Genomic DNA, 21,299 nt, shown 5'->3' with positions numbered 1-21,299 from the left:
CGGACCACCGGGGCGTGGCGTCGCCCACCTGGGAGCGATGACCGTGATGCCCAACACCTTCGGGGCGTCTGAGCGAGCGGGACGGCGCGGTCGCCGCTAGTTTCCAGCAAATGAACCGACGTTGGTCAGCGATGTGCGCGCTGCTCCTGCTCCCCATCGCGGGATGCGCGGCGGCGAACGACGATCCGGCGACGAGCGAGGTGAACTTCTCCGCAGTCGCGGGCACGTCCACACCGGCGTCGGCCACGCCGACCGAAGCCGTCGAGCTCGCCGGCCCGGGCACGGTCTGCGGTTCGGTCGACACCGCGCAGAACGAGGCGCCCGTGGTGATCCGCGGCGGGTCCGCGAACTGCGTCCGGGTGCTCCGCGCGGCGCGCGCCTACACCGCCGCCGCGGCACACGCCGGCGGTCAGGCGGTCACCCTCGAGACGGGCGGCTGGCGGTGCGGCGCGGCCGAGCGGGGCCCGGCCACGTGCCGGGCCGGCGACGCCTCGTTCAGCGTCGGCTGAGCGGCGCGAAGTCCACGAGCGCGGCCCCGGACAGCGTGCCGAGGTGGCGGGCACCGTCGAGCACCGGCTCGGGGCCGACCGTGAGGACGGTGCAGCCCGCCGCGAGGGCGGATCGCGAGCCCGTCGGCGAGTCCTCCACCGCGACGCAGTCCGCCGCGGGGAAGCCCGCGAGGTCGGCACCGCGCAGGTACGGGTCCGGAGCGGGCTTGGGGCTGGGCACCTCGTCGCCGCAGACGGTGGCGACGAACCGGTCCCGGCCGAGCGTGCCGAGGGCGTGCTCGGTGACCTCGCGGATCGTGTTGGTGACCAGGACCAGCGGGACGTCGGCCGCGGCCAACATCTCCAGCGTCTCGCGGGCGCCGGGCTGCCACGGGATGCCGCCGTCGAACAACTCGACGACCCGGTTCGAGACCCAGCGCTCCGCGCCGGCGTAGTCGCGGTCCGCCTCCGGGACCTGCGCGAAGTCGAAGAGCTTGCGCAGCGCGTCGGCGGTGGCGTTACCCAGCGTGGATTCGCGTGCCTCCGGGGTGATCTCCATGCCGAGGTCGCGGGTGAACTCGGCGACGGCGATGTCCCAGAGCTTCTCGGAGTCGAGGAGGGTGCCGTCCATGTCGAACAGGACCGCGGCGGGCAGATGCATGACGTCCAGGCTAAGCGGAGCGCTATTCAACAGTGCCGTCGGGGCACGGAGCTATCATTCGAGCGTGGAGCAGGGGGAAACGCCGGACATCGGCGGATATCGCATCGTACGCGAACTGGGATCGGGCGGCATGGGCACGGTCTACCTAGTCCAGCACCCGACACTACCGCGACAAGAGGCGCTAAAGCTGCTCGAAGGTGTCATATGCCGGGACAAGGAATTCCGAGCACGATTCACCCGCGAAGCCGACCTGTTGGCAGGGTTGAGTCACCCGAACATCGTCACCCTGCACAATCGAGGGGAGTCGGACGATGGGCGCCTCTGGCTGACGATGGAGTACGTCGATGGCGTCGACGCAGCCGCCCTCATCCGCGATCAGGGCCCTATTGCGTTCGAGGTGGCACTCCCCGTACTCTCTGGCGCGGCCGCGGCCTTGGACTACGCCTATCAGCGTAGGTCGATCACTCATCGCGATGTGAAGCCTGCGAACATCTTGGTGACCTTCCACGAAGGCGAGGTGGATCAGGTCAAACTCGCCGACTTCGGAATCGCCAAAGCTGTTGGGGAATCTACGAATCTGACATCGACGGGCCTAACCGTAGGAACGATGTCGTTCATAAGCCCAGAGGCAATATCTGATTCTACCAACATCACCGGCGCAGCCGACCAGTACAGCCTTGCCGCCACCGCGTACGCCTTACTCACCGGTTCTGGCCCGTTTACTTCCGTTGGAGCACCGGCATTGATGTACGACCACATTAACTCACCAGTGCCAGATATTTCTTCTCGTCGACGTGACATCCCTAGGGCGGCCGACTCGGTGTTCGCACAGGCGCTCGCAAAATCGCCTCAAAGCCGCTATGGCTCATGTGCGGAATTCGTCACTGCACTCGCCTCAGCTATCGCCGCCAACCCTATGCCAGACAACCTCCCGAAAACGTTGCCTCGGCAAGACGCGACGACCATTCATCGACCTTCACCCGTGATGCCGAAACTCAGCGCGCCCACAATAAAACAAGGCGTTGACAGTGGGGTCATCACGCCTCCCGGGCGAAAAGTTCGAAACGGTCGCGTTAGGAACGCTTTCCTAGCCTTGACGCTCATTGTCGCCATGGGAGCAGCGCTACTTGTATGGAGACCATGGACTCGAACAGAAATGCCGCAAGCGACGGCTTTGGGATCTTATCTTGCGACTCCTGTTCGAATTGATACTGGCGGCAAGTCGTTGGTCTACTATCTGAATGGCTCCAAGCGGGCGATCGACACCGAAACAGGAGGCGCGGTTGACGTCGCATCGATGGCCGGTTGCGAGAAGGGGCCGACACCGTCGATCGCTTCGTCAGCAAGCGGGCGCACTACCATGCGAATTTGTAACGTATCGCTCCGCCTAATGAATACAGCTGTCGGCACAGAGGAATATCTCTACGAATTCCGCGGCGGAGGTAACGCATCTCACCACCTGTTGGCGATTAGCGCTGACGGCGGCATAGCCTACATCGGTCGATACGATTCAGCCATACTTAGGTATGATGTCAACCGAAGAGCTATGCTCGAACCGTGGTCGCTACCGGTTCTTGGTGCATCAGTCGAGCAGATGGTTACCAATAGTAACACCCGATCGTATTTTGCGAGAACAGACGATGCGGTCCCGTTCGTTGCCGAAGGTAGTTTGGACACAGGTGTCTCGAAGCAATTATCACTGGGTGGGCTGGTTTCAAAATTCTTGCTAAGTTCAGATGGAGCCCATCTTTTCGCACTAGTGCGTCCCGATAAGAAGACCGCTTCGAATGCGCGATTCGTATCATGGAACGTTTCCAGCAGGAGAATTGACTACCAGTCCGCCGCGGCGAATTATGACGATTTCGACATCTCGGAAGCAAGGAACTTGGTAGCCCTCGTGTCAAAGAATAGGTCGTCCATGGATTTCTTGAACCTCAGCGATGGTGCGCACACCTCAAGTTCCTCGTTTCCTACGATCTACGACTTTGAGGAATCGCCCAACGTAATCTTCTCCCCGAATGGGAGGAAGGTGTTCGTCGGAACAGGTTCCGAAGGTGGTGCGAACGCCGATATATACTCTGTTCCGTCCCCGTAGGGTGCATTGAGTGCTCAGAATGCTCTGGACTGCGCTTTTAGCGTTCACTAGCTCTTCTCATCGAATCAATGACACCGACCACTGACGATGGTGGAATGGGTCCATGCGTAATCGGACACTGCTCGCCGCCTTGGCCCTCACCGCGACCGCCGCGCTCCTCGCGGGCTGCGGCGCCTCCGGGAACGACGCGGCGCCGTCGTCGTCCGCCGCCGGATCGTCGACGGCGAAGGCGAGCTTCACCGTGCCCGGGTTCGAGGACCTGCCCGCCGCGAATCCGGACCAGGTGCACCTGCTGGCGTTCAACGACTTCCACGGCAACCTGCAGCCGCCCACGGGGTCGACGGGGAAGATCGGCGGCAAGGAGGCGGGCGGCGCCGCGTACTTCGCGACGGCTCTGCAACGCCTGAAGAAGCAGTACCCGAACAACCTCACCGTCGCGGCGGGCGACCTGGTGAGCGCCAGCCCGCTGGTCTCCGCACTGTTCCGTGACGAGCCGACGGTCAAGTTCCTCAATTCCGTGGGCCTGCAGGCCAGCTCGGTGGGCAACCACGAGTTCGACCACGGCACCATCGAACTGGAACGGCTGCAGAAGGGCGGGTGCGCGCCGCAGGGCTGCGAGCCGGGCGAGCCCTTCACCGGTGCCGCGTACCAGTACCTCGCCGCGAACGTGACCAACGAACAGGGGCAGCTGCCGCCCGGCACCGTGCCGTGGAAGATGTTCGAGGCCGGCGGGAAGAAGATCGCCGTCATCGGCACCGTCACGCCGGAGACCGCGACCATCGTCGCCCCGGAGGGCGTGCGCGGCTACACCTTCGGCGACGAGGCCGACGCCATCAACAAGTACGTCCCCGAGATCAAGGCCGCGGGCGCGCAGGCCATCGTCGCGACCCTGCACGACGGCGGCGCGCAGAAGGGCTCCGGCGAGCAGGACCCGAACGCCTGCCAGGACGTGTCCGCCCCGGTGCCCGAGCTGGCCAAGCGGATCGACCCCGCGGTGACCTCCCTGGTCACGGCGCACTCGCATCAGGCCTACAACTGCAGTATCGGCGGGCGCACCGTCACGCAGGCCGCGTCCTACGGCCGCCTCATCACCGACATCACGCTCGACTTCAGCGGCCCTGCGGCCAAGGCCACGGCGGTGAACCGCGTGGTGAGCCGCGACCTGCCCGCCGACGCCGCGACGCAGCGGCTCGTCGAGTTCTACGAGAAGGAGGCGAAGCCGCGCGCCGACCGGGTGATCGGGAAGATCCCGACCGACCTCAAGCGCGAGGCCTTCCCCGGTGGCGACTCCCCGCTCGGCGACGTCATCGCCGACGGCATGCTCTTCACCACCCGGCCGCCGAACGAGGCCGCCGGCCAGATCGCGCTCATGAACCCGGGCGGCGTCCGCGCCGACCTCAAGGGCGGCGACGTCACCTACGGCGCCGCGTACACCGTGCAGCCCTTCGGCAACCAGGTCGTCACCGTCTCCCTCACCGGCCAGCAGATCATCGACCTGCTCGAGCAGCAGTGGCAGAACCCCGCCAAGACCACGATCCTGGCACCGTCGGGCATCGGCTACAGCTACGACCCGAACGGCGCGCCGAACCGGAAGGTGGTGCGCGAGAGCGTCAAGATCGGCGACCAGCCGCTCAATCCCGTCGCGAAGTACCGCGTGACCACGAACAACTTCCTCGCGGCGGGCGGCGACGGCTTCAGCGTCTTCGCCCAGTCGACCGACCTCACCGTCGGCGGCATCGACCTCGACGCGCTGGAGAAGTACCTGCAGGCCACCCCGGAGCTGCAGGTACCCACCAGCCGGATCACGAAGCTGTAGGAACGGTCGGACGCCCCCGACAGTACGCCGGCCCGACGTCGTGGTGATCCGGGCCGACGCACCCGATCCGCTGGCAGCCGTCGAGCGAGTTCAGGCGTCGTCGAGCCCGAGGTCGGCGGTCACCTGCTTCACGGCGTCGAGAGCGTCCGCCAGCGACGCGGCCCAGGACGCCGCGATCTGCAGGCCGGCGGCGTCGTCGAGACGCCAGAACCAGGCGCCCTCCTCGCCGGGCTCGCCGGCCTGCAGGTGCAGGCGATAGTCGTCCATCCGGGGCGGCCTAGGTGTTGAAGTACTTCGCCTCGGGGTGGGTGAGCACGAAGGCGTCGGTGGACTGCTCGGGGTGCAGCTGCAGCTCCTCCGACAGCTCCACGCCGATCCGCTCCGGCTGCAGCAGGTCGACCATCTTCGCGCGGTCCTCGAGGTCCGGGCAGGCGCCGTAGCCGAAGCTGTAGCGCGCGCCGAGGTACTTGAGGTCGAAGAAGTCGGTGACCGCCGTGGGATCCGTGTCCGCGACCTTGCGGCCGCCGGGCAGGATCAGCTCCTGCCGCACGCGCTGATGCCAGCGCTCCGCGAGCGCCTCCGTGAGCTGCACGCCGATGCCGTGCAGCTCCAGGTAGTCGCGGTAGCTGTTCGCGGCGAACAGTTCGTTCGCCGCGTCGGCGATCGGCTGCCCCATCGTGACCAGCTGGAACGGCAGCACGTCGACCTCGCCGCGCGCCTTGGCCGTCTCGCGGTCGCGGATGAAGTCCGAGATCGCCAGGAACCGGCCGCGCTGCTGGCGCGGGAACTCGAACGAGTACCGCACGGGCGCATCGGGTTCCGGCGACTCCAGCACGTCGATCACGTTGCCGTGGCTCACCGCCGGGAAGTAGCCGTAGACCACGGCGGCGTGGTCGAGGATCTGCTCCGCCTTGAGCTTGTCGAGCCAGTACCGCAGCCGGGGCCGGCCCTCGGTCTCCACCAGCTCCTCGTACGACGGTCCCTCGCCCTTACGAGCGCCGCGCAGGCCCCACTGGCCGAAGAACAGCGCGCGCTCGTCGAGCAGGGAGGCGTACTCGCTGATCGCGATGCCCTTGACCACGCGGGTGCCCCAGAACGGCGGGGTGGCGACCTCGAAGTCCAGCGCGACGTCGGAACGGTCCGGCACCACGACCGGCGCGGCCTCGGCCTTGCGCTTCTCGGCGATGCGGCGGCTGCGGGCGTGCCGCTCCTTGCGCTCGCGGGCCTTCTCCGCGGCCGCGAGGGCCTCCGGGCTGTCGGGGTCGGGCCCCTCGCCGCGCTTGAGCGCCATGATGTCGTCCATGAGGCGCAGGCCCTCGAAGGCGTCGCGCGCGTAACTGACCTCGCCCGCGTAGACCTCGGCGAGGTCGTTCTCGACGTAGGCGCGGGTCAGGGCCGCGCCGCCCAGCAGCACCGGGTACTTCTCCCCCAGGCCGCGGGTGTTGAGCTCCTCGAGGTTCTCCTTCATCACCACGGTGGACTTCACCAGCAGCCCGGACATGCCGATCACGTCGGCGTGCTTGTCCTCCGCGGCCTCGACGATGGCGGCGATCGGCTGCTTGATGCCGATGTTGACCACTTCGTAGCCGTTGTTGGAGAGAATGATGTCGACCAGGTTCTTGCCGATGTCGTGCACGTCGCCCTTGACGGTGGCGAGCACGATCCGGCCCTTGCCGGCATCGTCGTCGGACTTCTCCATGTGCGGCTCGAGGTACGCGACGGCGGCCTTCATCACCTCGGCGGACTGCAGCACGAAGGGCAGCTGCATCTGGCCGGAGCCGAACAGCTCGCCGACCGTCTTCATGCCCGAGAGCAGCGTCTCGTTGATGATCGCCAGCGCCGGCTTCTCCTGCAGCGCAGCGTCCAGGTCGGCGTCCAGGCCCTCCCGCTCGCCGTCGACGATGCGCCGCTCGAGCCGCTCGAACAGCGGCAGCTTCGCGAGCTCCTGCGCGCGGGACTCGCGGGCGCCGGCGGCGGAGACGCCCTCGAACAGTTCCATGAGCTTCGACAGCGGGTTGTAGTCCGGGTCCCCCTGCGACTGCAGGCCGTCGAGGCCGCGGCGGTCGTAGACCAGGTCGAGCGCGGTCTCGCGCTGGACGTCCTCGATCCTGCTCATCGGCAGGATCTTCGAGGCGTGCAGGATCGCCGAGTCGAGGCCCGCCTCGGTCAGCTCGTGGAGGAACACCGAGTTGAGCACCTGTCGGGCGGCCGGGTTGAGGCCGAAGCTCACGTTCGACAGGCCGACGGTGAAGTGGAGGTCCGGGTACTTCGCGTGCAGGATCCGCACGGCCTCGATGGTCTCCAGCGCGTCGCGCCGGACCTCCTCCTGGCCGGTGGAGATCGGGAACACCAGCGGGTCGATGATGACGTCGTCGAGGCTCAGGCCCCAGTTCTCGGTGAGGTCGGCGATGAGCCGCTCGGCGATCCGCACCTTCCACTCGGCGGTGCGGGCCTGGCCCTCCTCGTCGATGGTCAGTGCCACGACCGCGGCGCCGTGCGCGACGACCTGCTCCATGATCTTGGTGAACCGCGACTCCGGGCCGTCGCCGTCCTCGTAGTTCACCGAGTTCACCGCGCAGCGCCCGCCGAGGTGCTCCAGGCCGGCCTGGATGACCGCGGGCTCGGTGGAGTCGATCATGACCGGCAGCGTGGACGCGGTGGCGAACCGGGACGCCAGCGCCGCCATGTCCGCGGCGCCGTCGCGGCCCACGTAGTCGACGTTCAGGTCGAGCATGTGCGCGCCGTCGCGCACCTGATCCTTGGCGATGTCGACGCACTTGTCGTGGTCGCCGGCGAGCATCGCGTCGCGGAAGGCCTTGGAGCCGTTCGAGTTCGTGCGCTCGGCGATCATCAGGATCGACGAGTCCTGCGCGAACGGCACCGAGGTGTACAGCGAGCTGACCGAGCTCTCGGTCTCCGGGACGCGCTGCGCCTTGTCGACCGTCCGGACCGCCTCGGCGACCTGCCGGATGTGCTCGGGGGTGGTGCCGCAGCAGCCGCCGACGAAGCTCAGGCCGAACTCGCCGACGAAGCCGGACAGTGCCTCCGCCAGCTCCTCCGGGGTGAGCGGGTACTCCGCGCCGTTCTTGCCCAGGACGGGCAGGCCCGCGTTCGGCATCACCGACACGGGGATGGTCGAGTGCCGGGACAGGTGGCGCAGGTGCTCGCTCATCTCCGCCGGGCCGGTGGCGCAGTTCAGGCCGATCATGTCGATGCCCAGCGGCTCCAGCGCCGTGAGCGCCGCGCCGATCTCCGAGCCGAGCAGCATGGTGCCGGTGGTCTCGACCGTGACGTGCACGATGATCGGGATCCGCTTCTCCAGCTCCGCCATCGCCACCTGGCAGCCCAGGACGGCGGCCTTCGACTGCAGGATGTCCTGGCAGGTCTCGATGAGGAAGGCGTCCGCGCCACCGTCGATCATGCCGCGCGCGGCCTCGGCGTAGGCGTCGCGGATCACCGCGAACGACGTGTGGCCCAGCGTCGGCAGCTTGGTGCCGGGGCCCATGGAGGCCAGGACGAAGCGGGGCGTGCCGTCCGCGGCGAACTCGTCGGCCACCCGCCGGGCGATCGCGGTGCCCTTCTCGGACAGCTCGCGGATCCGATCGGCGATGTCGTAATCGCCGAGGTTCGACAGGTTGCAGCCGAACGTGTTGGTCTCCACGGCGTCCGCGCCCGCGGCGAAGTAGGCGCGGTGGATCCCCTCCAGCACGTCCGGACGGGTGTCGTTGAGGATCTCGTTGCAGCCCTCCAGGCCCAGGAAATCGTCCAGGGTCAGGTCCGCTGCCTGCAACATCGTGCCCATCGCACCGTCGCCTATGAGTACACGGCGCGAGGCCGCCTCCAGGAAACTCGACTGCAGCGGCTGCTGATGCGTACGGGTCATAGTCCCAGGGTAGTGGGTGCGGGCAAATCGAATCTTCACGACCGGCGCGTACTCTGATCGAAGTGACGTCCTTCCCCGAGCTCGACCGCCCGGTCCTCATCGCGGCGTTCGAGGGCTGGAACGATGCGGGCGATGCCGCGTCGGGCGCCGTCGAGCACCTCGAACTGACCTGGGACGCGCAGCTCATCACCGAGGTCGATTCCGACGACTTCTACGACTTCCAGGTCAACCGGCCCATCATCAAGCAGGTCGACGGGGTGACCCGGGCGGTCGAGTGGCCGTCGACCACCCTCTCCGTGTGCCGGCCGCCCAAGGCCGACCGCGACGTGGTGCTGCTCCGCGGCACCGAGCCGAACTTCCGCTGGCGGGCCTTCTGCGACCAGCTGCTGACGATCTTCACGGAGCTGCACATCGACAGCGTCGTGATCCTGGGCTCGCTGCTCGCGGACACGCCGCACACCCGGCCCGTGCCGGTGACCGGCGCGGGGTACGACGCGGAGTCCGCGAAACGCTTCGGCCTCGAGCAGAACCGGTACGAGGGCCCCACCGGGATCACGGGCGTCCTGCAGGACGCCTGCGTGCGCGCGGGGGTCCCCGCCGTCTCGTTCTGGGCGGCGGTGCCGCATTACGTCTCCCAGCCCCCGAACCCGAAGGCCACCGCCGCGCTGCTGCAGCGCGTCGAGCAGGCCCTCGATCTCGCGGTGCCGCTGGGCGACCTGCCGGCGCGCGCCGAGGCCTGGGAGGCGTCGGTGACGGAGATGACCGAGGACGACGAGGACGTCGCCGATTACGTGCGGGGGCTCGAGGAGCGCGGCGACGCGGAGACGCAGGACGTCGAACAGCACATCGACGCCGACGCGATCGCGGAGGAGTTCGAGAAGTACCTGCGGCGGCGGGGTCCCGGAACGGGCCCGTAAGGGCTCGGGGCGGCGCTAACCGATCCGCTCGATCGAGACGACCGGCGTGGTGATCCGCCACGTGCGCACATCGGGATCGTCGGCGGCGCGGACCCAGAACTGGGCGGACTCCCCCACCCGGCAGCTCTTGATGCCGAGCAGCGGGATGTCCTCCGAGTCACGGCGCAGCGAGCTGATGCTCCACTGTTCGTCCTCGGAATCGCCGCCGATGCCGGGGGCGCGCATCAGGGTCATCTCCCCCAGATCGACCACGTACGTGGACGTGCGGGTCTGAACGGTCCACACGCCCTCGGTCAGATCCGGGGCCAGCTCGCTGACGGTCCTCACAGGCGCAATATATCGTGTCGCGCTGTCAGGCCGTGGCAGGTACGCCGAGCAGCGCGTCGACGGCGATCGCCACGGCGGCCGGTGCGCCCGCGTCGGGGCCACCGTGGGTGATGGCCTTCTCGGCCCAGGCGTCGATCGCGCTGAGCGCGTGCGGTGTGTCCAGGTCGTCCGCCAGGTACCGACGGACGCGGTCGATGAGCTCGGCCCCGTCGGGCCCCGACGACGCCCGGAAAGCGCGGCGCCACAGGTCGAGTCGCGCCAGTGCGCGCTGCAGCACCTCGTCGGACCACGGCCGGTCCTGCCGGTAGTGGCCCTCGAACAGGCCCAGGCGGATGGCGGCGGGATCGACGCCGGAGCGGCGCAGCTTCGAGACGAAGACGAGGTTGCCGCGGCTCTTCGACATCTTCTCGCCGTCCAGGCCGATCATCGCCGCGTGCACGTAGTGCCGGGCGAAGCGCCGCTCGCCGGTCGCCGCCTCGACGTGCGCCGCCGAGTACTCGTGGTGCGGGAAGATGAGGTCGCTACCGCCGCCCTGGATGTCGAAGGTCGCGCCCAGGCGGTTCGCGGCGATCGCGGCGCACTCGATGTGCCAGCCGGGGCGGCCCGGCCCCTGCGGCGAGGGCCACGACGGTTCGCCGGACCGCTCGGCGCGCCACAGGATCGGGTCGATGCTGTCGCGCTTGCCGGGGCGATCGGGGTCGCCGCCGCGCTCCGCGAAGAACTTCTCCATGGTCGCCCGGTCGTAGCCCGATTCGTAGCCGAACTGCTCGGTGGCGTCGGAGCGGTAGTAGACGTCGGGGTACTCGGCGTCGTCGACGACGTACGCCGAGCCGTTGTCCAGGAGCTTGCCGACGTAGTCGACCACCTCGTCGACGGACTCGACGGCGCCGATGTAGTCGCGGGGCGGGATGACCCGCAGGGCCTCCATGTCCTCGCGGAACAGGTCGGTCTCGCGGGCGCCCAGGTCACGCCAGTCGATGCCGTCGCGCTCGGCCCGCTCGAACAGCGGATCGTCGACGTCGGTCACGTTCTGCACGTAGTGGACGTCGTGACCGTTGTCCCGCAGCACCCGGTTGACCAGGTCGAAGGCGAGGTAGGTGGCGGCGTGGCCGAGGTGCGTCGCGTCGTAGGGCGTGATGCCGCAGACGTACATGCCCGCCACCGGGCCGGGATTGACGGGGCGCACCGCAGCGTCGGAGGTGTCGTAGAGGCGCAGCGGGACCGACGGTCCGGGCACGGTGGGAACGGTGGGGGTCGGCCAGGAACGCATACCCCCACCCTATGCGCACGTATCCGATCGTGGATTTCGGGCCGTCGACCGCCGTGCGCGCCGTGATCGGCGGGTCCACACCGCACGCCGGCACCGGTACGCGCGGCCACGAAACCCCTCTCGAGCGGCGACGATGCTGTGCCGCAAGAACTCTCAGGAAACTCTTGCCCCGAGTTACTAGCGGGTACTCCGATCTGCCGCCATGCTTTACCCAACGTTGACGATCGACCCGCACCAGGAGGTGAATGTCATGTCCCGCAATGAATTCGAGATCGCACTCGACAACCTGTTCCCCACCGAGTCCCGGTGGTTCCTGTACTGCCTGCTCGGCGCGGTCGCATTCGCTCTGTCCTGGCGTTTCCTGACCGCCGTGCGGCGGCCGACGGTCGAGCACCCGCCGCTCACCGTTGCCGAGATCGCCTGCCTGCGGTCGTGGCAGGCCCCGCTCGTTGCGACGATGGGCCTGCTCAGGGCGGGTGGGCACCTCGGCGCGGACGGTCGCACCGATCCCGCGCGTCCCCTGCCACCCGCCGCGGACGCCTTCACCCGACGGTTGTTGCACCGGCTCGACGGCTCGCAGTTCTCCGTGAACCTGCTGCTGCACGACCAGCTGGGAGCCCTGCGGGAGCTGGAGGACGGACTCGCGCGGCGCGGCTACCTGCGCACCGGCGCGGAACGCTGGCGGAGCCGGTGCGGCGCGGTCCCGTTGCTGGGCGTCACGGTGGCGGGGATCGTGTGCACGCCGCTGCTGCTCCTGCGCGGCGCTCCCGTCGACGTGGTGCTCCCCGGGTTCCTCGCCCCGTCGATGTTCACGGCGGTGTTCGTCCTCCCGCCCCTGCTCTCCGTCCCGCGGACCACGCGCGCCGGATCGAGGCTCCTCGCCGGTGAGCGGTCGCGGGCGAGGTACCTCAAGCCGTCCCTACGGCCCGCGTTCGCCACCTACGGCGCGAGCGCGGTCGGACTCTCCGTGGCCCTGTTCGGCACCGCCGCGCTGTGGCAGATCGACCCGCGGTACGCCGCGGCGATGGCCGTCGCGGGCGGCACCGGAACCGATGGTTCGGGCGCCTCCTGCGGTAGCGGCTTCGCCTGCGGCGGATCCTCCTGCAGCGGCGGCTCTTCCGGCGGTTCGTCGTGCGGCGGAGGCGGCGGCTGCGGCGGCGGGGGCTGCGGCGGCTGAGAGACGCCGCAGCCATCCGGCACCTGCATCGACACACCCCACCGGGCCTTCAACAGCGAGGGCGCCGGGATCGAAGTCGACCCGTCACCAGGAGGTGAACGTCATGTCCCGCTCCACACTCGACACAGTCCTCGCAATCCTCCTTCCGGCCCAAACCCGGTGGTTCCTGTACCTGCTCCTCGGCGGCATCGCGTTCGCCCTGGTCTGGCGGGTCGCGGCGGCGCCCCGGCGGCGCGCCGTCGCCGACCCGGCGCTGACGCCCATCGAGCTGGCCTGCCTGCGGAGCCGCCAGGCCCCCGTCGTGGTCGCCCTCGCTCAGCTGCGGGCGGCAGGGCACGTGAGCTCCGTGCGGCAGCTGACCGGGGCCCCACTACCGCCCGATACGGACCCCTTCCTCCGCGCCGTCCACGCGTACTGCGACGGCCTCTCGTCGTACACGGTCAACGAGGTCACGGTGGCACTGTCGGACGAACTCGACGCCGTCGAGGACCGCGTGGCGGCCAGGGGCTACTTGCGCTCCGAGACGGATCGCAGGCGGATGTGCCTGGGTGCGGCTCCGGTGACCGCGGCCGCGATCACCGGAGCGATCACGGCGTTCGTGCTCCTGGTGGGGTTCGGTCGGGACCCGCTGCCGCTGGTCCCCGGCGTCCTGGTGCCGGCGCTGATCACCGCGATCGCCGTCGCACCGCCCCTGTGGTCGGTCGACCGGGGCACCCGCGCCGGCGCCCGGCTGCTGCGGGCGGAGAGGGACCGGCTCGAGTACCTGGCACCCTCCCGCACGCCCGCCTGGGCGACCTACGGCGCCGCGGCGGTCGGGCTCTCGGTGGCGGTGTTCGGCACGGCGGCCCTGTGGCAGCTCGACGAGACCTTCGCGGGCAACGTCGAACTGGCGGGCAGCGCCGAGGCCTCGGGCGACGGTGGCGGTTCGTGCGGTGGCGCGTCCTGCGGCGGCGACGGGGGCGGCGGCTGCGGCGGGTGCGGAGGTTGTGGTGGCTGCGGCGGGTGCGGAGGATGAGCACCGTGACCCGCACCGTCCCCGCCCTCGGCCCGCTCGGCCTGGGCTGGCGGCGCGAGATCGCGGGCGTCATCGCCGACCTGCGGCCGGGATTCTGCGAGGTGATCGCCGAATCGGTGCCGATCCGGCGGGGTCGCGCGACGCCCGACCCGCTGGTGCTCGCGCTCCGGGAGAACGGCGTACCCCTGGTGCCGCACGGGGTCGCACTCTCGCTGGGCGGGGCCGACGACCTCGAGCCGGAACGGGTGCACCGACTGGCGGCGTGCGCCGAGGCCTTCGGCGCGCCCCTGGTCAGCGAGCACATCGCCTTCGTCCGCGCGGGCGGCATCGAGGCCGGGCACCTGCTTCCCGTGCCCCGCACCCGGGAGGCCCTCGACGTGCTGGTCCGCAACATCACCCGGATGCAGGACGCGCTGGCGGTGCCGCTCGCGGTGGAGAACATCGCGGCGTTCCTGCGCTGGCCCGAGGAGGAGTTCACCGAGGCGGAGTTCCTCGCCGAGCTGCTGGAGCGCACCGGGGCCCTGCTCGTGCTGGACGTCGCGAACGTCTACGCGAACGCGCGCAACCGGGGCCGCGACCCGCACGACGAGTTGGCGCGGCTGCCCGTCGACCGGATCGCCTACAGCCACGTGGCCGGCGGCTCCGAGGGCGGCGGCCGCTACCACGACACGCACACCGACCCGGTGAACGCCGGCGTGCTGGAACTGGTCACGGCCCTGCGGGAACGCGCGGACGTGCCGTTCATGCTGGAACGGGACGGGCGCTACCCGCCGGCGGCGGAGCTGTTCGACGAGCTCGACGCGATCGCCGCGGCCGCCCTCTGCGCGCCGATCACCGAGCACGCACGGAAGGTATGGACATGAGCCTGCGGGAGCGACAGGAGGCGCTGGTGCGGGCGCTCGTCGCCGACGGTCCCGTGCCGGAGGGCTTCGACCGGGACGAGGTCGCGGCCGCCGGAGCGGTGTGCCGGCACAAGCGTGACGCGCACGCCGGACACGCGGAGGCGGCGCACCGTCGGCGACGGTGGCTCCCCCGTCGCGGCTGACCGGTCAGAACGGAGGCCAGGGGATCGGTCGGCTCGGAGTCGGCAGCGGCATCGCGCCGAGCTCCAGGAGGATCGCGGCGCGGGTGACGAGCGCCTCCTGCTCCTCCTCGGTGATGAGGCCCGTGAGGTCCGGCGGCGCCGCGCGGAGGGCCTCGATGTCGGCGAGCACCTCGTCGGCGACAGGGCGTCCCGCCCAGCCCCAGAGGACCGTGCGGAGCTTCGGCGCGCTGTGCAGGCAGATGCCGTGATCCACGCCCTGGACGCGACCGTCCGGGCCGGTGAGGATGTGCCCGCCCTTGCGGTCGGCGTTGTTGATGAGCACGTCGAGCACCGCCATCCGGCGCAGCCGCGGGTCGTCGGCGTGCGCGAGCGCGACCTCCGCGATGCCGTCCGGCGCGTCGTCGTCCTCCACGTAGCCGGTGAAGACCTTCAGGTAGCCCTCGGGCACACCGTCGAGCGGGAACAGGTCGACCAGTTCGGGGCTCTCGTCCGGCTCGTCGACCCAGCGCTGCACCATCCCGGGCCCCAGCGGACCGTCGCGGAGCACCGTCTCGGGGATGAGGCCCCAACCGAGTGCCTCGGACACACGGTACGACGCGACCTCGCGGCCCGCGAGCGTCCCGTCGGGGAAGTCCCACAGCGGGACTTCGCCGCGGATCGGTTTGTAGACGGCCCGCTCCCCCGTCTCGCCGAGGTCGCAGAGCAGGGTGGCGTTGGAGGCGCTGGTGATCCGGCCGAGGATGGTCAGGTCGGCGCTCTCGAGGTCCACCGTGAGATCCACCTACTCGTCCTCGGAGCCGAAGGCGGCGCCGCGCCGATAGCCGTTGAGGCGCACGCACATGTGCCCGTCGGCGTCGAGCGGCTGGCCGCACAGCGGGCAGGCCGGGCGGCCGGCGCCGAGGACCTTCTCCGAGCGGTTCGCGAACTCGCGGGCCGCGATGGGACTGAGGAAGACGCGGACCGCGTCGGGCCCCTCCTCGGCGTCGTCGGCCAGCACCACGGACTCGTCGAGTTCCTGCTCGGTGATGGCGAGCAACTCGATGACCACCGCCTTCTCCTCGGAGTCCCAGCCCAGGCCCATGGTGCCGACGCGGAACTCCGCGTCGACCGGCATCACGAGCGGCTGCAGGTCGGTGACCGGCGTGTCGGCTCCGGGCATCGCGGTGCCGAAGCGGCGGGCCACCTCGTCGAGCAGGGCGGCGATCCGCTCGGCGAGCACCTCGACCTGCTGCTTCTCCAGGAGCACGGAGACGACGCGGGATTCGTGCACCGCCTGCAGGTAGAAGGCACGATCGCCGGGTTGCCCGACGGTGCCCACGACGAACCTGTCGGGGGTGCGGAAAACATGGACGGAGCGGCTCATGCCTCGCCTCCCACCGTGGCCTCCTTGGCTGGACGTTTGGGCAGCGTGACGCTACCGGACGAGTTGACGCACTGCACGAGCGGGCGCGCCGGGCCGTAGGTCACGACCGAGACCGACGCCGGCGCCACGAACAGCCGCTGGAACTGGTCGAGGTGCGTGCCGAGCGCGTCGGCGACGACCGCCTTGATGACGTCGCCGTGGCTGCACGCCACCCACACCGCGCCCGGACCGTGCTCCTCGGTGAACCGGCGGTCGGCCTCGCGGACCGCCGCGACGGCGCGGGCCTGGACGTCGGCGAGCCCCTCCCCGTCCGGGAAGACGGCCGCCGAGGGCTGCTGCTGCACGACCTTCCACAGCGGCTCCTGCAGCAGATCCTTGATCGCGCGGCCCGTCCACGCGCCGTAGTCGACCTCCACGAGCCTGTCGTCGACCTCGGGGCTGATGCTGTGCGCGGCGGCGAGCGGCGCGAGGGTCTGCTCGCAGCGCAGCAGCGGGGAACGGACGGCGGCCACCAGTTCGACGTCGGCGAGGCGGCCGACGAGATCGGCGGCCTGGGCGCGGCCGGCGTCGTCGAGCGCGACGCCCTTGGCCCGGCCCGCGAGCACCCCGGAGGTGTTCGCGGTCGAGCGGCCGTGGCGCAGCAGGATCACGGTCATGCCCCGAGTCTATGCGCGTCGCGCACGTACACTATTTGCAAGTGTTGGCGCACCGTTGTGGATGGGTCCCGGGGTGCGCATCGTCGAAGGAGGAGCGATGACACTTCCCCCACCGCCGTACGGGCGATCGGACACCTGGTCGCCGGCGCGGAATCCCGTCGACCCGCCGGTGCAGGCCCCGATCCCGCCGCCGCGCCCGGGCGAGCCGCCCCGCGTGTACGGCCCGCCGCTGCCCCCCCGTACCGGGCACCGACGTCCTCTTCGGCGCGTTCTGGCCCGATCGCGACGTGCCCGCGCGGCCCGCCCTGCTGGCGGGCGCGAGCGTCGTGGGCGTGCTCGCGGCGGTGCTGCTCCCCGATCACGGCGTCACGTCCGTCGCGGGCGTCATCGTGGCCGCGGCCCTGCTGCTCGCGCCCGTCGCGGTCGCGAAGAACCGGCGCTCGCCGTTCACCTGGGTGGTGGCCGCGATCGCCGCCGGCCTGGCGTCCCTGCTCGTGCTGCGGGCCGCGGGCTGGCTCGCGACGCTGGTGGTGATCGCACTCGTCCCCCTGGTCTTCTCCGCGCTCTCGGGGGCACGAACGGTGCGCGACATCGCCGTCAGTGCCGCGCTGTGGCCGCTGTCGTTGATCCGGGCCGCGCCCTGGGCGCGCCGGACCGTGGGCACCGTCCGCCGGCTGCCGATCGGCTGGCCGGTGCTGCGCACGGTGGCGCTCTGCGTCGCCGCCCTGGTCGTCTTCGGGGCGCTGTTCGCCACGGGCGACGCGGTGTTCGGATCCTGGGTGCAGGCGCTGCTCCCCCGGCTCGACGGCGACGAGCTCTTCGGGCGCGCGGCGCTCGCGGTGTTCGTGGGCGTCCTCGCGGTGGGTATCGGGTACACCGCGATCAACCCGCCCGGCCGCGTCGCCGGAACCGCGCTCTTCGCCGACCGCCGCGCGCTCAAGCGGTTCGAGTGGCTCGCGCCGCTGAGCGTGGTGATCGCGATGTTCGCCGGTTTCGTGGCAGCGCAGGCGACCACGCTGTGGGCCGGTCACGACTACGTGCAGCGGACCGCCGGCGTCACCTACGCCGAATCGGTGCACAAGGGCTTCGGCCAGCTCACCGTGGCGACGCTGCTCGCTCTCGTCGTCGTGGGCCTGACGTGGTGGGCCGCCCCGCGGGAGAGCCGTTCGGATCGCCTCGCGCTGTCCGCGGCGCTCGGGACACTGTGCGCCCTGGCGCTCGTCGTGGTCGCCTCGGCCCTGTACCGGATGCACGTCTACCAGCAGGCCTACGGCTTCACGGTGCTCCGGCTCGTGGTCGACGCGTTCGAGCTCTGGATGGGACTCCTGCTCGTCCTCACGGCCGTCGCGGTCGCGCTGCGCGCCGTCGCGCAGTTGCCCCGGGCCGCGCTGTGCTCGGCGGCGCTCGTCCTGTTCGGGCTCGGGGTGATGAACCCGGAGGCGTGGGTCGCCGAGCACAACGTCGAGCGGTTCCGGGAGTCCGGCAAGATCGACGTCGACTACCTCGCCACCCTCGGCCCCGACGCGCGGCCCGCGATCGCCCAGCTGCCGCCCGACCTGGCGCAGTGCGCCGTCCGGCCGCGGTCCGCCGCCGACGCGTCCTGGCTCGACTGGAACCTCGGGCGCAGCCGCGCCGACGCCGTGACGCTGACGTCCGAGCGGGACACGGAGAAGTGCGGCGACGGGCGGTCGGCGACGCGCTGACGGGCTTCGGCGGGCGATCAGGCCGCCGCGGCGACCCGCACCAGGTCCACGGCGGCGGCGACGGCACCGTCGGACGCCGGAAGGAGCGGGAGGCGCACGTTGGGCGTGGCGATGCGCCCCTGCGCGGCGAGGACGCCCTTGATCACCGTCGGGTTGGGCTCGGTGAACAGCGCCGCGGCGAGGGCTGCGAGGGCGCCCCCGATCACGCGGGCCTCCTCCAGCCGGTGCTCGCGCCACGCCGCGACGAGCGCCGCGAACTCCCCCGCCGCGACGTTCGCGCTGGCGGAGATCGCGCCGTGCCCGCCGAGCGCGAGCAGCGCGCCGACGAACGGATCGTCGCCCGCCAGCACCGAGACGGCGCCCGGCGTCGCCGTGTTGATCGCGGCGAGCAGCCGCACCGTCGTCTCCGTCACCGCGCCCGCGGCGTGCTTGAATCCACCCACCCCGTCGATCGCGGCGAGCGCGAGGAGCGTCTCGAGCGACAGCGTGCGGGCGGTGCGCTGCGGGATGTCGTAGACGATCAGCGGCACCGGGCTCGCGGCCGCCGCCCGGCGGTAGTGCTCGACGACGCCCGCCTCGGAGGGCCGGGTGTAGTACGGGACCACGACCAGCGCCACATCGGCCCGCGGGTCGATCCGGCGGAGGGCCGTGGCGGTGTCCTCGGTCGCGTTGCCGCCCACGCCCACCGTGAAAACGGCGCGACGCTCGGCGCAGACGCCGCCGATGCGGTCGACCACCGCGGCTCGCTCGGCGGGCGTGAGGGTCGCGGGTTCGCCCGTGGTGCCGAGCGCGACGAGGCCGTCGGCACCGTCGGCCAGGGTGTCGTGGGCGAGGCGCTCGAGCGCCGCGAGATCGACGGTGCCGTCGGCGGCGAAGGGGGTGACGAGGGGGACGTGGAGGCCAGTGAGCTGCATGGTCTCAGATTCGCGCACGCCGAGCAGAAGGTCCAGCGCGAAATCGCAATGTCGAGCGTAAGCTGAACTGATGCTCGATGTGCATCGTCTGCGCCTCCTCCGGGAACTCTCACTGCGCGGCACGATCGCCGCCGTCGCGCAGGCGCTCGACTACACGCCGTCGGCCGTCTCGCAGCAGCTCGCGACGCTGGAGAAGGAGGCCGGACGCCCGCTCCTCGAACGCACCGGCCGCAGCGTCCGGCTCACCGAAGCCGGCCGGATCCTCGTCGGCCACGCCGACGCGGTGCTCGAACGGCTGGAACGCGCCCGCGCGGAGCTCGACGCCCTCGGCACCGACGTGACCGGCGAGCTGCGGATCGGCGCGTTCAGCTCCGCGATGCGCACCGTCGTGACCCCGGCGCTGCTGCGTCTCTCGCGCGACCACCCGCTCCTGCACGTGCGCGTCACCGAGATCGACCCCGCGACCGCGCCCGAGGAACTGCGCTCGCGGCGGCTCGACGTGGCGCTGATCCAGCGCTACGACTGCCTCCCCGCCCGCGACGAGCCCGCGCTCGACACCGAGCCGCTGTTCGACGAGGCGGTGCACCTCGCGACCCGCACGGACCGGCCCCGGTCGCTGGACGAGTGCGCCGAGGAGCGCTGGATCTCCGGCACCGTCGGCACGCTCTGCGACGACGCCACCGTGCGGACCTGCGAGAACGCGGGCTTCACCCCGCGCGTGCGGCACCGCACCGACGACTTCACCGCCGTCCTCGCGCTGGTCGAAGCAGGGCAGGGCGTGGCCGTGATCCCCGACCTCGCCGCCGTCGACGTGCCCGAGGACGTGCTGCTCACCCCGCTCGACGTGGTGCGCCACACCGCCCTCGCGTACCGGCGGGGCGCGGCGGCGGACCCGCTCATCGGGGCGGCCCGGTCGGCGCTCAGGTCGCGCTGATGACCCCGCCCCACAGCAGACCGAGCACCAGGAAGCCGACCGCGATGCGGTAGCCGACGAACCAGTTCAGCGAGTGCTTCGCCACGAAGTTGAGCAGCCAGGCGATCGCCGCGTAGCCCACGACGAAGGCGATCACCGTCGCGACCAGCAGCTGCGGCCCCGAGGCGTGGAGGCCCTCCCCCGCGGGCTTGAAGGCGTCCGGCAGGCTGAACAGGCCCGATGCGGTGACCGCGGGGATCGCCAGCAGGAACGACAGGCGCACCGCCGCCTCGCGCGTGAGGCCGAGGAACAGGCCCGCGCTCGACGTGGCCCCGGACCGCGAGACGCCGGGGATCAGGGCGAGGCACTGGGCGAGGCCCATGAGGATGCCGTCCCGGGCGGTGACCTGCTCCAGCGGCCGCTGCCGGTTCGCGTACACCTTCGAGCTCACGTACTCCGCGGCGAAGATGACGATCGAGAAGACGATGAGCATCGTCGCCACCAGGTAGAGGTTGCGGGCCGCGGTGCGGATCTCGTCCTTGAACAGGTACCCCAGCACGCCGATCGGGATCGTGCCGATGATCACGTACCAGCCGATGCGGTAGTCCACACCCCGCTCGGCCTGGTCGAACAGGCCGCGGAACCACGCGATGACGATGCGGTAGATGTCCCGCGCGAAGAAGATCAGCACCGCCAGTTCGGTCCCCAGCTGCGTGACCGCCGTGAAGGAGGCACCTGCGTCGTCGCCGAACCAGAGCTCCGAGACGATCCGTAGGTGTCCCGAGGACGAGACGGGAAGGAACTCCGTCAACCCCTGCACCACGCCGAGCACGATCGCCTGCAACCACGTCATGTCCACCCGGGCAGGCTACCGGCCGGAGCCGGGGCGGGCCCGGGGCGGTAGTTTCGAGGGATCATGACCCGCACATTCGCGCCCTCGACCCGGCCCGCTCGCTCCGCTCCCGGCGCCCTTCGGCTCGCGGCACTGACGGTCGCCGCCGCCGTCGCCCTCGCCGGCTGTTCCACGACGCCCGCCCGCGAGGACCGCCCGACGAT

General features: G+C 70.6%; 20 protein-coding genes. 10 read left to right on the top strand and 10 right to left on the bottom strand.

What is annotated here, in order from left to right; all coding sequences use genetic code 11:
* The first annotated feature begins 110 nt into the window (after positions 1-110).
* Positions 111-509, top strand: a complete 399-nt coding sequence (locus ACNAYW_RS23040) for a hypothetical protein (protein ID WP_415851953.1) — start codon at positions 111-113, stop codon at positions 507-509.
* Here the strand turns inward: ACNAYW_RS23040 and ACNAYW_RS23035 are convergent.
* Positions 496-1,149, bottom strand: coding sequence for an HAD family hydrolase (locus ACNAYW_RS23035; RefSeq protein WP_415851952.1), 654 nt, complete (start codon positions 1,147-1,149; stop codon positions 496-498). The two genes, ACNAYW_RS23040 and ACNAYW_RS23035, sit on opposite strands and share 14 nt — an antisense overlap.
* 64 nt (positions 1,150-1,213) lie before the next feature.
* Between ACNAYW_RS23035 and ACNAYW_RS23030 the strand changes: the two genes are divergently transcribed.
* Positions 1,214-3,244 carry a serine/threonine-protein kinase gene (locus ACNAYW_RS23030; protein WP_415851951.1) on the top strand — a complete coding sequence of 677 codons (2,031 nt, stop codon included), beginning with the start codon at positions 1,214-1,216 and terminating at the stop codon, positions 3,242-3,244.
* A 103-nt stretch (positions 3,245-3,347) separates the two neighbouring features.
* Positions 3,348-5,060 carry a bifunctional metallophosphatase/5'-nucleotidase gene (locus tag ACNAYW_RS23025; protein ID WP_415851950.1) on the top strand — a complete coding sequence of 571 codons (1,713 nt, stop codon included), beginning with the start codon at positions 3,348-3,350 and terminating at the stop codon, positions 5,058-5,060.
* A gap of 90 nt (positions 5,061-5,150) precedes the next feature.
* Here the strand turns inward: ACNAYW_RS23025 and ACNAYW_RS23020 are convergent, their stop codons facing one another.
* Positions 5,151-5,327, bottom strand: a complete 177-nt coding sequence (locus ACNAYW_RS23020; RefSeq protein WP_415851949.1) for a hypothetical protein — start codon at positions 5,325-5,327, stop codon at positions 5,151-5,153.
* Positions 5,328-5,337: 10 nt separating this feature from the next.
* Entirely contained in the window at positions 5,338-8,943 is a 3,606-nt protein-coding gene (metH, locus tag ACNAYW_RS23015) for a methionine synthase (RefSeq protein WP_415851948.1), read from the bottom strand.
* Positions 8,944-8,996: 53 nt separating this feature from the next.
* Here metH and ACNAYW_RS23010 point away from each other — a divergent pair, with 53 nt between their 5' ends.
* Positions 8,997-9,860, top strand: coding sequence for a PAC2 family protein (locus ACNAYW_RS23010; RefSeq protein ID WP_415851960.1), 864 nt, complete (start codon positions 8,997-8,999; stop codon positions 9,858-9,860).
* Between the two features lie 15 nt (positions 9,861-9,875).
* Here the strand turns inward: ACNAYW_RS23010 and ACNAYW_RS23005 are convergent, their stop codons facing one another.
* Together ACNAYW_RS23005 and mshC are read right to left on the bottom strand one after the other, a co-directional pair.
* Positions 9,876-10,187 (bottom strand): hypothetical protein, encoded by a 312-nt coding sequence (locus ACNAYW_RS23005; protein WP_068525617.1) that lies wholly within the window; start codon positions 10,185-10,187, stop codon positions 9,876-9,878.
* A 25-nt stretch (positions 10,188-10,212) separates the two neighbouring features.
* The gene (gene mshC, locus ACNAYW_RS23000) at positions 10,213-11,457 is read right to left on the bottom strand and encodes a cysteine--1-D-myo-inosityl 2-amino-2-deoxy-alpha-D-glucopyranoside ligase (RefSeq protein ID WP_415851947.1); all 1,245 of its coding nucleotides are present in this window, start codon (positions 11,455-11,457) and stop codon (positions 10,213-10,215) included.
* A 250-nt stretch (positions 11,458-11,707) separates the two neighbouring features.
* On the opposite strand from mshC, the gene ACNAYW_RS22995 reads away from it, so the two are divergent.
* From ACNAYW_RS22995 to ACNAYW_RS22980, 4 genes are all read left to right on the top strand, one after another.
* The gene (locus ACNAYW_RS22995; RefSeq protein WP_415851946.1) at positions 11,708-12,634 is read left to right on the top strand and encodes a TIGR04222 domain-containing membrane protein; all 927 of its coding nucleotides are present in this window, start codon (positions 11,708-11,710) and stop codon (positions 12,632-12,634) included.
* Between the two features lie 103 nt (positions 12,635-12,737).
* Positions 12,738-13,649 carry a TIGR04222 domain-containing membrane protein gene (locus ACNAYW_RS22990; protein ID WP_415851945.1) on the top strand — a complete coding sequence of 304 codons (912 nt, stop codon included), beginning with the start codon at positions 12,738-12,740 and terminating at the stop codon, positions 13,647-13,649.
* Positions 13,646-14,512, top strand: a complete 867-nt coding sequence (locus ACNAYW_RS22985) for an MbnB/TglH/ChrH family RiPP precursor modification enzyme (RefSeq protein ID WP_415851944.1) — start codon at positions 13,646-13,648, stop codon at positions 14,510-14,512. The genes ACNAYW_RS22990 and ACNAYW_RS22985 overlap by 4 nt, the downstream gene beginning before the upstream one ends.
* The gene (locus ACNAYW_RS22980) at positions 14,509-14,694 is read left to right on the top strand and encodes a hypothetical protein (RefSeq protein WP_415851943.1); all 186 of its coding nucleotides are present in this window, start codon (positions 14,509-14,511) and stop codon (positions 14,692-14,694) included. The genes ACNAYW_RS22985 and ACNAYW_RS22980 overlap by 4 nt, the downstream gene beginning before the upstream one ends.
* A 4-nt stretch (positions 14,695-14,698) precedes the next feature.
* Here ACNAYW_RS22980 and ACNAYW_RS22975 read toward each other — a convergent pair whose 3' ends face one another.
* Genes ACNAYW_RS22975 through ACNAYW_RS22965 form a run of 3 tightly spaced genes read right to left on the bottom strand, consistent with a single transcriptional unit; the run spans position 14,699 to position 16,713 of the window.
* Positions 14,699-15,475, bottom strand: a complete 777-nt coding sequence (locus tag ACNAYW_RS22975) for an SCO1664 family protein (protein WP_415851942.1) — start codon at positions 15,473-15,475, stop codon at positions 14,699-14,701.
* On the bottom strand, positions 15,476-16,057 hold the full coding sequence (locus ACNAYW_RS22970) for a DUF3090 domain-containing protein (RefSeq protein WP_415851941.1): 582 nt from the start codon (positions 16,055-16,057) through the stop codon (positions 15,476-15,478).
* Positions 16,054-16,713 carry an MSMEG_4193 family putative phosphomutase gene (locus tag ACNAYW_RS22965; protein WP_415851940.1) on the bottom strand — a complete coding sequence of 220 codons (660 nt, stop codon included), beginning with the start codon at positions 16,711-16,713 and terminating at the stop codon, positions 16,054-16,056. The genes ACNAYW_RS22970 and ACNAYW_RS22965 overlap by 4 nt, the downstream gene beginning before the upstream one ends.
* A gap of 287 nt (positions 16,714-17,000) precedes the next feature.
* Here ACNAYW_RS22965 and ACNAYW_RS22960 point away from each other — a divergent pair, with 287 nt between their 5' ends.
* On the top strand, positions 17,001-18,416 hold the full coding sequence (locus tag ACNAYW_RS22960) for a DUF4153 domain-containing protein (RefSeq protein WP_415851939.1): 1,416 nt from the start codon (positions 17,001-17,003) through the stop codon (positions 18,414-18,416).
* Positions 18,417-18,433: 17 nt separating this feature from the next.
* Here the strand turns inward: ACNAYW_RS22960 and dapA are convergent, their stop codons facing one another.
* Positions 18,434-19,330, bottom strand: coding sequence for a 4-hydroxy-tetrahydrodipicolinate synthase (dapA, locus tag ACNAYW_RS22955; RefSeq protein ID WP_415851938.1), 897 nt, complete (start codon positions 19,328-19,330; stop codon positions 18,434-18,436).
* A 70-nt stretch (positions 19,331-19,400) separates the two neighbouring features.
* Between dapA and ACNAYW_RS22950 the strand changes: the two genes are divergently transcribed.
* Entirely contained in the window at positions 19,401-20,264 is an 864-nt protein-coding gene (locus tag ACNAYW_RS22950; protein WP_415851937.1) for a LysR family transcriptional regulator, read from the top strand.
* On the opposite strand, the gene ACNAYW_RS22945 is transcribed toward ACNAYW_RS22950, so the two are convergent.
* Positions 20,251-21,096 (bottom strand): undecaprenyl-diphosphate phosphatase, encoded by an 846-nt coding sequence (locus tag ACNAYW_RS22945; protein ID WP_415851936.1) that lies wholly within the window; start codon positions 21,094-21,096, stop codon positions 20,251-20,253. The two genes, ACNAYW_RS22950 and ACNAYW_RS22945, sit on opposite strands and share 14 nt — an antisense overlap.
* Between the last annotated feature and the right edge of the window lie 203 nt (positions 21,097-21,299).

Origin of the sequence: Tsukamurella ocularis (assembly GCF_965138335.1) — a bacterium.
GTDB lineage: Bacteria > Actinomycetota > Actinomycetes > Mycobacteriales > Mycobacteriaceae > Tsukamurella > Tsukamurella ocularis_A.
This window is presented reverse-complemented; position numbering and strand designations above follow the sequence as displayed.

Bases quoted from the DNA above. Each gene is read 5' to 3' on its own strand.
- ACNAYW_RS23040 (WP_415851953.1), top strand. From the start codon at position 111: ATGAACCGACGTTGGTCAGCGATGTGCGCGCTGCTCCTGCTCCCCATC.
- ACNAYW_RS23035 (WP_415851952.1), bottom strand. From the start codon at position 1,149: ATGCATCTGCCCGCCGCGGTCCTGTTCGACATGGACGGCACCCTCCTC.
- ACNAYW_RS23025 (WP_415851950.1), top strand. From the start codon at position 3,348: ATGCGTAATCGGACACTGCTCGCCGCCTTGGCCCTCACCGCGACCGCC.
- ACNAYW_RS23020 (WP_415851949.1), bottom strand. From the start codon at position 5,327: ATGGACGACTATCGCCTGCACCTGCAGGCCGGCGAGCCCGGCGAGGAG.
- metH (WP_415851948.1), bottom strand. From the start codon at position 8,943: ATGACCCGTACGCATCAGCAGCCGCTGCAGTCGAGTTTCCTGGAGGCG.
- mshC (WP_415851947.1), bottom strand. From the start codon at position 11,457: ATGCGTTCCTGGCCGACCCCCACCGTTCCCACCGTGCCCGGACCGTCG.
- ACNAYW_RS22995 (WP_415851946.1), top strand. From the start codon at position 11,708: ATGTCCCGCAATGAATTCGAGATCGCACTCGACAACCTGTTCCCCACC.
- ACNAYW_RS22990 (WP_415851945.1), top strand. From the start codon at position 12,738: ATGTCCCGCTCCACACTCGACACAGTCCTCGCAATCCTCCTTCCGGCC.
- ACNAYW_RS22985 (WP_415851944.1), top strand. From the start codon at position 13,646: ATGAGCACCGTGACCCGCACCGTCCCCGCCCTCGGCCCGCTCGGCCTG.
- ACNAYW_RS22980 (WP_415851943.1), top strand. From the start codon at position 14,509: ATGAGCCTGCGGGAGCGACAGGAGGCGCTGGTGCGGGCGCTCGTCGCC.
- ACNAYW_RS22970 (WP_415851941.1), bottom strand. From the start codon at position 16,057: ATGAGCCGCTCCGTCCATGTTTTCCGCACCCCCGACAGGTTCGTCGTG.
- ACNAYW_RS22965 (WP_415851940.1), bottom strand. From the start codon at position 16,713: ATGACCGTGATCCTGCTGCGCCACGGCCGCTCGACCGCGAACACCTCC.
- dapA (WP_415851938.1), bottom strand. From the start codon at position 19,330: ATGCAGCTCACTGGCCTCCACGTCCCCCTCGTCACCCCCTTCGCCGCC.
- ACNAYW_RS22950 (WP_415851937.1), top strand. From the start codon at position 19,401: ATGCTCGATGTGCATCGTCTGCGCCTCCTCCGGGAACTCTCACTGCGC.
- ACNAYW_RS22945 (WP_415851936.1), bottom strand. From the start codon at position 21,096: ATGACGTGGTTGCAGGCGATCGTGCTCGGCGTGGTGCAGGGGTTGACG.